Source organism: Streptomyces katrae, assembly GCF_000966975.1.
Lineage (GTDB): Bacteria > Actinomycetota > Actinomycetes > Streptomycetales > Streptomycetaceae > Streptomyces > Streptomyces katrae.
Genome location: NZ_JZWV01001775.1, coordinates 1 through 455 on the forward strand (window position 1 = coordinate 1; position 455 = coordinate 455).

The following is a 455-nucleotide window of genomic DNA, read 5'->3' on the forward strand; positions in this document are numbered from 1 at the left end:
TGAACCGCGTCTCGTCCAACAGCTCCGCATCCTCACCGAACACCACCTCCCGCAGCGGGAGTTCGAGGTGTCCGTCGAGGTGGGCGCAGCAGGCGTCGAAGGCGTCCGCGAACACCGGGAAGGCCTCGTACAGTTCCCGTCCCATGCCCAGCCGCTGGCTGCCCTGCCCCGAGAACAGGAAGGCGGTACGGCCCGGTTCACGGCCGGCTGCGGGGTCGGTGCTGCCGGTGACGAGGTGGGGTGCGGCGCCTTCCGGGGCCCCTTCGGCCAGGGCGTCCAGGCCGCGGAGCAGTTCGGCGCGGTCGGTGCCGAGGACGGCCGCCCGGTGCTGGAGGGCCGCCCGGCCGGTGGCGAGGGAGTAGCCGATGTCGGCCGGGGTGGCCTCCTGGTGCCCGGCGAGGTGGGTGCGCAGGCGGCGGGCCTGGGCGCGCAGCGCGGCGGGGGTCTTCGCGGAC

The 455-nt window shown here is 75.2% G+C and carries 1 protein-coding gene; it reads right to left on the reverse strand.

The genetic code is table 11. From position 1 onward, the window contains the following. The coding region (locus VR44_RS40545) for a CurL C-terminal domain-containing protein (protein WP_045952715.1) at positions 1-455 on the reverse strand (455 nt) is incomplete at both ends.